Origin of the sequence: Actinomadura sp. CNU-125 (assembly GCF_001942465.1) — a bacterium.
In the GTDB taxonomy this organism is placed as follows: Bacteria; Actinomycetota; Actinomycetes; order Streptosporangiales; family Streptosporangiaceae; genus Spirillospora.
Genome location: NZ_MKJY01000044.1, coordinates 62,305 through 72,064 on the forward strand (window position 1 = coordinate 62,305; position 9,760 = coordinate 72,064).

Genomic DNA, 9,760 nt, shown 5'->3' on the forward strand with positions numbered 1-9,760 from the left:
CACCGAGACAGAACAGAGGCCATTTCGGTTATCGTCCTTCATGATCACCATGCAAACGGATCTGAAGGGAATCGCCCATGACCTCGGACTTCCGCCTCACCCGCCGGAGCCTGCTCGGCGGCGCCGCCGCGGCCGTGGGCGGTGCACTGCTGGGGCCGGTACCGGTCGCGTCCGCGGCGACGGCGGCCGCGCCCCGCCTCTACACCCGCGCGGAATGGCGGGCGCGCGCGCCCAAGGCGGCCGCGACCGTCCTGAACCGGGCGCCCGACCACATCGTCGTCCACCACACCGCCTCGGCGAACGCCACGGATTACTCGCTGGAGCACGCATTCGATTTGTCGCGGTCCATCCAGAATTTCCATATGGACGGCAACGGCTGGGACGACACCGGCCAGCAGCTCACGATCAGCCGCGGCGGCCACCTCATGGAGGGCCGCAACCGCAGCCTCGACGCGATCGACGCCGGAAACCACGTCATGGGCGCGCACACCCTCAGCCACAACGAGCACACGATCGGCATCGAGAACGAGGGCACCTACATGACCGAGGGCCCCACCGACGCGCTGTGGGACGGGCTCGTCGCGACCTGCGCCTGGCTGTGCGACGTCTACGGACTCGACCCGCACGCGGCGATCGTCGGCCACCGCGACTACAACAGCACCGCCTGCCCCGGCGACACCCTGTACGCGCTGCTGCCGCAGCTCCGCGACCAGGTCGCCGCCGGGCTGAGCGACCCGCGCATCAAGATCCGCGCGCGGATCGAGGCCAGCGGCCTGCCCGAACCGCGCCACCGCTTCGACCACGGCCCCACCGGCCGTCCCGCCCGCTGACCGCGGCCTTACCGTCGGACCGGTCCGGCATCATTCCCCGCATGCCGCACACGTTTCCGCTCGTCCTTCCCGACCATCTCGTGGACGACCATCGCATCGACCTGTCCGCGCCGTACTCGAACGGATGGGAAGTCGCCGCCCAAGACGTCGCGGCGGCTCCCTGCGGGGATTTCTATGCGCTGTACCTGGTGTATCGGTACACGTGGAACGTAGCCGAAGACGAACCCGATCCCGCCATAGCGAACTTCCGCTACCGGATCATCACGCGATACTCCCCGGACGGCGATCCGCTGGCCACCGCGCTGATCTGCCCCTCCCATCCCGGCGCCTGGAAATCGGCGGTGGCCGACGGAAACGAAATGACGCTGTGCGTACTGCCGGACGGTCTGCTTTCGGTGAACGCCCGGCCCGACTGCACCACGCTCATCGCACCCGACCTGAGCGCGGCGGTGGCCGCCTACCAAACGGCGGGCCGTCGCGCTTTCGAGCCGTTCGTGCCGGGCGATCCGTTCGCCTCCTCGATCGACGCGACACCGTCGGGACGGCTGCTGTGCGTTACCGCCGAGTACGGGGTGCAGGGATACGGCAACACGCTGCCCAACATCGTCGGGGTCGCGGACGGCCCGCTGACTCCGCACCACAAGCCGTCCGTACGGGCGGTGGCCTCGTTCGATCCGGAGCCCGCCCGCCAGACCGAGGACGATCTGCGCTCCCACGTCCGGTTCGACGGGCGGCCGATCGGCCTGCACAACCGGCCGCGGCCGTCACTGCGCGAGATCTTCGCGCCCAGGTCGTCCGGCAGCCGCTGGGACCTGCACGAACTCCTCCGGCCCGCAGCGCTGTCGGACGACCTGTTCGTAGTGCCGATGCGCGCCCGGCGCGGCACCCGGGGCGGCGCGTTCGCGTTCGCGCTCGTCAACGACCAAGCCGAGTCGGCGGGACGCCTACAGGGAATGGACCCGTGGAAGGACAGCCCTTTCACAGGCGAGTGCTTCAACGTGGCCGCAGGCGGCGGACACGCGTTCCATCTCAACCGGTACGGCCTTTACGCGTGGAACGCGACGGGCAGTTGGCGATCAAACTCAGCACGGACGACAAGGCGTTCAAGCCCCTGAAGCATTTCACCCTGACGACCTGTTCGCTCGCCGGCGAACTGCTCCTCGTCCACGGCAAGCAACACCTCGTCCTGCGCGTTCCCGTACCGGACGACATCGCCGACCTGGGAAAGTCCGTGGAATCCGCGCTGGCCGCCTACACCAAGGAGCGCACGGCCCTGAAGAAGAAGTGGACACCGACCGCATGGCACTGGGTGCAGAACGGCGCGCGGGCCCACCGGCTCTGACCGCCGCGCCCGTCCCGCGCGTCCCGCGCGTCCCCGATCGGCGACCGGTCAGCGACCGATCTCGTCGAGTTCGGCGAGGTCTTCGGGGCCGAGCCGCAGGCCCGCACCGGCGACGTTCTCGCGCAGGTGCGCCGTCGCCGACGTCCCCGCGATGAGCAGGACGTTCGGCGACCGCCGCAGCAGCCAGGCCAGGGCCACCGACATCGGCGCCGCGTCCAGCCGGCCGGCGACGGCGGACAGCGCCGACGACTGCAAGGGGCTGAACCCGCCGAGCGGGAAGAAGGGCACGTAGGCGACGCCCTGTTCCGCGAGCTCGTCGATCAGTTCGTCGTCCCGGCGGTGGGCGAGGTTGTACATGTTCTGCACGCACACGATCGGTGCGATCGCGCGCGCCTCGGCCACCTGCTCCGCCGTCGCGTTGCTCACCCCGAGATGCCGGATCAGGCCCTGCCGCTGGAGTTCGACGAGCGCTTCGAACGGCTCGGCGAGCGAGCCGGGCCGGGGCCCCTGCGCGTCCCCGAGCCGGAGATTGACCACATCGAGGACGTCGAGGCCGAGATCGTCGAGGTTCTCGTGGACGGCGCGCCGCAGTTCGTCCGGCTCGCGGGCCGGGGGCCAACCGCCGTCCCGATCGCGCACGGCACCGACTTTGGTCACCAGGCGCAAATTCTCGGGATAGGGGTGCAGCGCCTCACGGATGAGCCGGTTGGTGATCCGGGGGCCGTAGGCACCGGCGGTGTCGATGTGCGTGATCCCGAGGTCCCTGACCTCGCGGAGGACGGCGAGCGCGGCGTCGCGGTCCGCGGGCGGCCCCATGACCCCGGGACCGGCGAGCTGCATCGCGCCGTAGCCGAACCGGGAAACCGGCAGATCGCCCAAGGTCCAGGTGCCGCCGGGAAGGAAGTGGGAGGACAAGCTCGTACCTCTGTCTTTCGTGCGTGCTGTGGAGGGTTCCTTACCTCTCCTCAACCCAGCCTGGGGGAAGTAACATCCCAGAAGGAAGTAGGCACCTAAAAGTGCGTAGGGAACCTCCAGTACGGCGAGGGAGCGGGCAGTGGCGACGACGACGGCGGCCCAGCAGCGGGCGCGGGCCAAGGCGGAGTACGACGCGTTCCTGGCGGCGTGTCCGAGCCGCGAGCTGCTCAGCCGGATCTCCGGCAAATGGGTCGCGCTGGTCTTCGCCGCCCTCGGCGGCAACGCCCCCCGGCGGCCGGGCGACGACTGCACCGGCGAGCCCCGGCCGATGCGCTACTCCGAGCTGGCCCGCACGCTGGCGGGCGTCAGCCAGAAGATGCTCACCCAGACGCTGCGCTCGCTGGAACGCGACGGGCTCGTCCGCCGCACCGTGGAGCCGACCGTGCCCGTCACGGTCACCTACGAGCTGACCGACCTGGGCGTCTCGCTGCACCGCACGATGCGCGGCCTGAAAACCTGGGCCGAGACGCACATGGACGACGTGATCGCCAACCGCGCGACGTACGACACCCGCACCGGCTGAACGCCGCGGCCACCGGGCGGACGGGCTACGCCATCGCCTCCCGGGCGCCCGCCGGGGGCCTGCCGCCGTCCGCCTCGGCGGCGTGGACGTGGACGCGGGCCCGGGCGATCGCCGCCGGGGTGTCGGGGAAGATCAGGCCGTCGCGGCGCAGGTGGTCGGCGATGCGGAGGGTGGCCAGCACCTGGTCGTGGGCGGGGTCGATGCCCGAGAGCAGCACCAGGATGCCGCGGTGTTCGAGCCGGGTGATGGCGTCGCCGAGGACGCCCGCGCCGGTGGCGTCCAGCGCGGTGATCCGCGACATCCGCAGGATGACCACGCGAACGTCGGCGACCTGCGACAGTTCCAGCAGGAAGCCGTGCGCGGCGGCGAAGAACAGCGGACCGTCCAGCCGGTAGGCCACGATGTGCTCGGCGAGCAGCGCCTGCTCCTCGGCGGTGTGGTCGCCGCCTTCGAGCGGGACGGGCTGGAGCCGGGCCGTCCGGGCCAGCGCGCGCAGCGCCAGCACGATCGCCACCGCGACACCGACGGCCACGGCGGTGATCAGGTCGAACACCACGGTGACGGTGAAGGTCAGCACCAGGACCAGGCCGTCACGGCGGGTGGCCCGCGCGAGGGCCGTCAGGGAGGCGACCTCGACCATCCGGACGGTGGTGGCCAGCAGCACTCCGGACAGCGCCGCCAGCGGAATGCGGCCGACCAGGCCGCTCGCGGCGAGCACGATGGCGCCCAGCACCAGGGCATGGGTCAGGGCGGCAAGCCGGGAGCGGGCCCCGGCCCGGACGTTGACGGCGGTGCGAGCGATCGCGGCGGTGGCGGGCACGCCGCCCAGCACGGGCGCGGCGAGGTTGGCGATGCCCTGGCCGAACAGCTCCCGATCGGGGTCGTGCTTCTCGCCGACGCTCATCCCGTCCGCGACCGTGGCGGACAGCAGGCTCTCCAGCCCGGCCAGCGCCGCCACGGCCAGCGCCGACGGCAGCAGCGCGATGATCGCGTCCGGGTCGACGAAGTCCAGCGACGGGGTCGGAATCCCGGCGGGCAGGGCGCCGATCCGCGCGACGTCCAGCCCGGCGGCCTCGGCGACCAGGGTCGCGATCGCCACGCCCGCCAGGGAGAACGGGACGCCGGGACGCAGGCGGGCGCCGACCAGCATCAGCACCGCGACGCCGATCGCCATGAGCGGCGCGACGACGCCGGGATCGGCCGCGAACCGGGCGACGGCGCGGCCCGCGCCCTGCCACACCTTCTCGGCGTGCACGTCGGTCACCCCCAGTGCCGCGGGCACCTGCTGCAGCGCGATCACCACGGCGATCCCGGCGGTGAACCCCTCGATCACCGGGGCGGGGAGGAACGTCGCGAACCGGCCAAGCCGCAGCGCCGCCGCCGCCATGAGGACCAGCCCGGCCAGCAGCCCGACCAGCAGCACGCCCTCGGGCCCGTACCGGGCCACGATCGGCACCAGCACCACCGTCATCGCGCCGGTCGGCCCGGACACCTGCAGGTTGCTGCCGCCGAACACCGCGGCCAGCGCCCCGGCGACCACCGCCGTGACGAGCCCGGCCTGCGCACCCACCCCGGAACTGACCCCGAACGCCAGCGCCAGCGGCAGCGCCACCACCGCCACGATCGACCCGGCCACCAGGTCGCGGCCCCACGACCGGCGGGTCGGCCCCCAGTCGGCCCGGCCCGGAAGCAACCCGGTCAGCCGCCGCGTCGCACCGGTCATGCGCGCTTCCCCGCGACCGGGCCGCCCTGCCCCGACGGCTCGCCCGGCCCCGACGGCTCGGACGGTGCCGACGGCTCGGACGGTGCCGACGGCTCGGACGGTGCCGACGGCTCGGCCGGCTCGTCCGCCTTCAGTTCGGCCAGCAGCTCGCGCTGACCGGTCAGCAGGTCGGTGAGGATCCGCCGGGCCGCACGCATCAGCTCCGACACGTCGGCGCCCGCCAGCTCGTACACCACCGTCGCCCCCTCGCGCCGCGCGGTCACGATCCCCGCCCTGCGCAGCACCGCGAGCTGCTGCGACAGGCTGGACGCTTCCACGCCCGTCGCGGCGAGCAGCTCGCGCACCGCCTTCGGCTCCTCGCACAGCAGCTCCAGCACCCGGACCCGCACCGGATGCCCCAGCGTCTTGAACAGCTCGGCCTTGGCCTGATGCAGCGGAACCGGCACGCTCACCCCTTCACCCGTCACCGTCCGAATGTTGCAAGACTAACCAATTGCACAATTCTTCAAGTCGACAAGAGGTGTGACGTCGTGCACACCCGGGCAGGACGGCGGCGGGTCAGGTGCGCCGGGAGCGGCGGTGCACCAGCAGCCCGGCGCCCACCGCGACGACCAGGCCGCCGGCGGCGAGGACGAGCAGCCAGCCCGCCGGCACGCCCAGGAACCGGACGACCTCGCGCCGGTAGACGACCTGCCGGTAGGGCTCGTCGTCCGTCGCGGTGAAGCGGTAGTCGTCGTCGATCTCCTCGGGATCGATCCGGCCGTCGAGGAGTTCGGTCATGAACAGCCCGTCCCCGAGGAACTCCCGCAGCTTCGCGGAACCGACCTGCTCGGGCGTCACGCGCCCGGCGAACGTCAGCCGCATCCGCTCGCCGGTCGTCTGCTCCACCCGGTGCTCGCCCAGCACGTAGAGGTGCAGCCGCTGCGTGTTCTCGGCGAGGCCGGACAGCCGCATCGGGTAGACGAGCTCGTCCGAGGCGAACGAGACGTGCAGCGGGTCGAGCGCGCCGGTGAGGGGCGCCCCGGAACTCGGCCGCAGCTTCACCGCGACGTACTTCCATCCCTGCTCGACGTACGGGCCGAGCGCCTTCTCCAGGTCGGGGCGCAGTCGGTAGCCGTTGCGGGACAGCCAGCCCGCCAGCGCGTCCGGATCGTCCGCGTCGAGAGTCGCCACGCGGAACGGGCCGAGGTCGCGCTCGCCCAGCACCTCGACGCCGCCGCCCGCCCCGGCGGCCGGCGCGGCTCCGTCGCCCGCGCCGAAGCCGCCGCCGAGGTCGGGGAACCAGATCCGCCGGGTGACCACGCGCGGCTCGGTGAGCTCGTCGAGCTCCTCGAACCAGCCGCGTTCGCCGAGCCGGACCTCGGCCTCGGACGGCGTCGGGAAGAGCCACGCGGCGTCCTTCGCCGACGACTCGGCCGACAACCGCATCACGATCTCCTCGGTGCGCGCCGCCGCGTCGTAACGGACGATCGACGTCTCGTCGGAGACCCGGACCGAACTGTCGGCGATCATCGCACCGCAGCCGCACGCCCACGCCGGCTGCGCCACCGCGGCCGTCGACGAGGCGAGCAGCAGTCCCAGCACGGTCACTGCACGCGTGAAAATACGCACCCGGCGCTCCTAGATCGTCGTCTCCCGGAGGACTTTGACCGTCGGCGCCACCGTCCGGTTCCCCGTCCGGGGCGACGGTGCGGTCACTGCTCGGCGTGTGCCCGCGTCTCCAGCAGGGCGAGGGTCTCCGGCGACACGGGCGCGGTGAGCATCCCGGCGAGCGCGTCGATCAGCTCGGCGACGAACAGGGGCGTGGGCGGCGCGCCGGCGGCGTCGCGCCGGCGCTGGTGCTGGGCGAGGGCGCGCAGGGAGCTGGTGTGGAGGAGCGCGAGGCGGCGGTCGGCCACGGGGGGCGGCAGGTGCCCGACCCGGGCCTTGAGCAGGGCGTGGATGCGCTGCCCGTTGGGGCTCAACGCGGGGTCCGACAGCAGGAACGCGTAGTCGCCGTACAGGTCGTGGTCGCCGGCGAGGAGTTGCGCGGCCAGCGCGACGTAGCGCTCTCCCCGCTCGATGCTGCGGACCTGGGGGCGGACGATCGCGGCGAGGACGCTGCGCGCGTCGGCGGACTCGTTCTCTTGCAGGGCGTCGAGCATCGCGGCACGCTCGTCCTCGATGCGGGCGATGCGGTGCTCGATGATCGCCCGCAGCAGCCCTTCCTTGGACCCGAAGTGGTAGTTGACGGCGGCGGCGTTGCTCTGGCCCGCGGCGATCCGCACCTCGTTGAGGCTCACCGAGTCGATGCCCCGGTCGCCGAAGAGCGCCTCGGCCGCCTCCAGGAGCCGCAGCCTGGTGGCCTGACCGGTCGAGTAGCCGCAGCGGCGTCCGTCCTGGTCCATTCGGTCGAGTTTAGCGAAGCCCCCGGAAATACGAGACGGCCGAACTCTTCCCTAAATAATGAGCCTCCATTAAGTTGGGCTGCGACGGGAGGTGGGCGACGTGCGCAACGGGAACGGGCCGAACGTGGTGGTGATCCTGTTCGACGATCTGGGTTTCGCGCAGTTCGGCTGCTACGGAGCGGATTTCTCGACCCCGGCCATCGACCGGCTGGCGGCGGGCGGACTGCGGTACAACCGCTTCCACGTCACCGCGCTGTGCTCCCCGACCCGCGCGGCGCTGCTGACCGGACGCAACCACCACGCCGTCGGCATGGGCTTTCTCGCCGACCTGCCGACGACCGACGCCGGTTACACCGCGCGCATCCCGCCGTCGGTGCCGACGCTGCCGCGGTTGCTGCGGGACGCGGGATGGAACACGATGGCGGTGGGGAAATGGCATCTCACCCCGCGCGGCGAACGCAGCGGCGCGGGACCTTTCGACCGGTGGCCGCTGGGGCTCGGATTCGAGCGCTACTACGGATTCCTGCGCGGGGACGCCAATCACTGGGCTCCCGAACTGGTCCGGGACAATTCGTATGTGGAGCCCCCGGCGGGCCCCGGCGAGGGATACCACCTGACCGAGGACCTGGCCGACGAGGCGATCCGGATGGTGGTCGGCCAGCAGGAGTCGGCGCCGGGCAAACCGTTCTTCCTGTACTTCGCCACGGGCGCGATGCACGCGCCCCACCACGTCGAACGATCGTGGGCCGACGCCTACTCCGGACGGTTCGACCTGGGCTGGGACCGCTGGCGCGAGCAGGTCTTCGCCCGCCAGTCGGCCGAAGGCGTGGTCCCGCCCGGCACGGTGCTCACCGAACGGCCGTCCTGGGTGCCGGCGTGGGACGACCTCACGGCCGACGAACGCCGCCTGTACGCCAGGATGCACGAGGTGTACGCCGGGTTCCTGAGCCACACCGACGCGCAGATCGGCCGCCTGGTGGACGCCCTGGAAAAGATCGGGGTACTCGACGACACCCTGATCCTGCTGATGTCCGACAACGGAGCCAGCGCCGAGGGCGGCGTCGCGGGGACCAGCAACGAGCACCGCTTCACCCATCGCGTCCGCGACGACCTCGCCGACAACCTGGCCCGCCTGGACGACTGGGGCGGCACCTCCGGTTACCCCCACTACGCGTGGGGCTGGGCGTGGGCCGGCAACACCCCCTTCCGGCTCTGGAAGCGCTACACCTGGCTCGGCGGCACCCGCGTCCCCATGATCGCCCACTGGCCGCGCGGGATCACCGACGCCGGCGCCGTCCGCGACCAGTTCACCCACGCCATCGACGTCCTGCCCACCGTCCTGGACGCCTGCGGGGTGGCGCCGCCCGAGGACGGCGTGCACGGCGCCAGCATGCTGTCCACCTTCGGCGACCCGCGGGCCCCCGCACCGCGCTCGACCCAGTACTTCGAGATGCTGGGTTCCCGCGCGATCGTCGCCGACGGCTGGAAGGCCACCACCGACCACGTCTCGACCGGGGTCGCCGACGAGGAGGAGCTCCTGGAAGGCAGCCGCGACTTCGCCGAGGACCGGTGGTCGCTGTTCCGCCTGGACGACTTCTCCGAAGCCCATGACGTGGCCGACCTGCACCCCGACGTCGTCCGCCGCCTGGAGAACCGCTGGTTCGTCGAGGCCGGCCGGTTCGACGTCCTGCCCCTCGCCGACGGGCTGACCCGGCGGCTGCACGCGATCGTCCCGCCCGCCCATCCGCCCGCGCCCGCACGGTGCTCTACCCCGAAGGCGGCCCCGTCTCGGACGAGGCGCTCCCGACGCTCGCCGCCGGGGGCCGCGTCACCGCCGAGATCGACGTCCCCGAATCCGGTGCCGACGGGGTGCTGTTCGCTCTCGGCGACCGGACCGGCGGCATCGCCGCCTACGTCGCCGGCGCGACCTGCACGTCACGGTCGCCGCGCCCGCCGCCACCGTCCGGGTCGCGCCGGCGC

9 protein-coding genes and 1 pseudogene are annotated in these 9,760 nt (G+C 72.3%); 5 read left to right on the top strand and 5 right to left on the bottom strand.

Features of this window, described 5'->3' with window-relative positions; all coding sequences use genetic code 11:
• The first annotated feature begins 77 nt into the window (after window positions 1–77).
• From BJF79_RS06760 to BJF79_RS06770, 3 genes are read left to right on the top strand one after another with little or no spacing between them, the layout of a single operon-like run.
• On the top strand, window positions 78–830 hold the full coding sequence (locus BJF79_RS06760; protein WP_075895502.1) for a peptidoglycan recognition family protein: 753 nt from the start codon (window positions 78–80) through the stop codon (window positions 828–830).
• A 41-nt stretch (window positions 831–871) separates the two neighbouring features.
• Window positions 872–1,945: a hypothetical protein gene (locus BJF79_RS06765; RefSeq protein WP_075895503.1), complete on the top strand. Its 1,074-nt coding sequence runs from the start codon at window positions 872–874 to the stop codon at window positions 1,943–1,945.
• Window positions 1,900–2,172, top strand: coding sequence for a hypothetical protein (locus BJF79_RS06770; RefSeq protein ID WP_075895504.1), 273 nt, complete (start codon window positions 1,900–1,902; stop codon window positions 2,170–2,172). Before BJF79_RS06765 ends, BJF79_RS06770 begins: the two co-directional genes overlap by 46 nt.
• A 48-nt stretch (window positions 2,173–2,220) precedes the next feature.
• Here the strand turns inward: BJF79_RS06770 and BJF79_RS06775 are convergent, their stop codons facing one another.
• Window positions 2,221–3,087: an oxidoreductase gene (locus tag BJF79_RS06775; RefSeq protein ID WP_075895505.1), complete on the bottom strand. Its 867-nt coding sequence runs from the start codon at window positions 3,085–3,087 to the stop codon at window positions 2,221–2,223.
• A gap of 139 nt (window positions 3,088–3,226) precedes the next feature.
• Here BJF79_RS06775 and BJF79_RS06780 point away from each other — a divergent pair, with 139 nt between their 5' ends.
• Complete coding sequence (locus tag BJF79_RS06780; protein WP_075895507.1) at window positions 3,227–3,670, top strand: winged helix-turn-helix transcriptional regulator; 444 nt, start codon at window positions 3,227–3,229, stop codon at window positions 3,668–3,670.
• Window positions 3,671–3,695: 25 nt separating this feature from the next.
• On the opposite strand, the gene BJF79_RS06785 is transcribed toward BJF79_RS06780, so the two are convergent.
• The 4 genes and pseudogenes from BJF79_RS06785 to BJF79_RS06800 form a co-directional block, all read right to left on the bottom strand.
• On the bottom strand, window positions 3,696–5,393 hold the full coding sequence (locus BJF79_RS06785) for a SulP family inorganic anion transporter (RefSeq protein ID WP_075895509.1): 1,698 nt from the start codon (window positions 5,391–5,393) through the stop codon (window positions 3,696–3,698).
• Window positions 5,394–5,515: 122 nt separating this feature from the next.
• A pseudogene (locus BJF79_RS06790) lies at window positions 5,516–5,839 on the bottom strand (ArsR/SmtB family transcription factor); the annotation flags it as partial.
• A 112-nt stretch (window positions 5,840–5,951) separates the two neighbouring features.
• A complete protein-coding gene (locus BJF79_RS06795; RefSeq protein WP_075895511.1) occupies window positions 5,952–7,004 on the bottom strand; it encodes a DUF2330 domain-containing protein in 1,053 nt (350 codons plus the stop codon).
• 83 nt (window positions 7,005–7,087) lie between these two features.
• Complete coding sequence (locus tag BJF79_RS06800) at window positions 7,088–7,780, bottom strand: TetR/AcrR family transcriptional regulator (RefSeq protein WP_075895513.1); 693 nt, start codon at window positions 7,778–7,780, stop codon at window positions 7,088–7,090.
• Window positions 7,781–7,880: 100 nt separating this feature from the next.
• Here BJF79_RS06800 and BJF79_RS06805 point away from each other — a divergent pair.
• On the top strand, window positions 7,881–9,760 hold a 1,880-nt coding region (locus BJF79_RS06805; RefSeq protein WP_262401628.1), incomplete at its 3' end, for an arylsulfatase.

Bases quoted from the DNA above. Each gene is read 5' to 3' on its own strand.
- BJF79_RS06785 (WP_075895509.1), bottom strand. From the start codon at position 5,393: ATGACCGGTGCGACGCGGCGGCTGACCGGGTTGCTTCCGGGCCGGGCC.
- BJF79_RS06760 (WP_075895502.1), top strand. From the start codon at position 78: ATGACCTCGGACTTCCGCCTCACCCGCCGGAGCCTGCTCGGCGGCGCC.
- BJF79_RS06765 (WP_075895503.1), top strand. From the start codon at position 872: ATGCCGCACACGTTTCCGCTCGTCCTTCCCGACCATCTCGTGGACGAC.
- BJF79_RS06800 (WP_075895513.1), bottom strand. From the start codon at position 7,780: ATGGACCAGGACGGACGCCGCTGCGGCTACTCGACCGGTCAGGCCACC.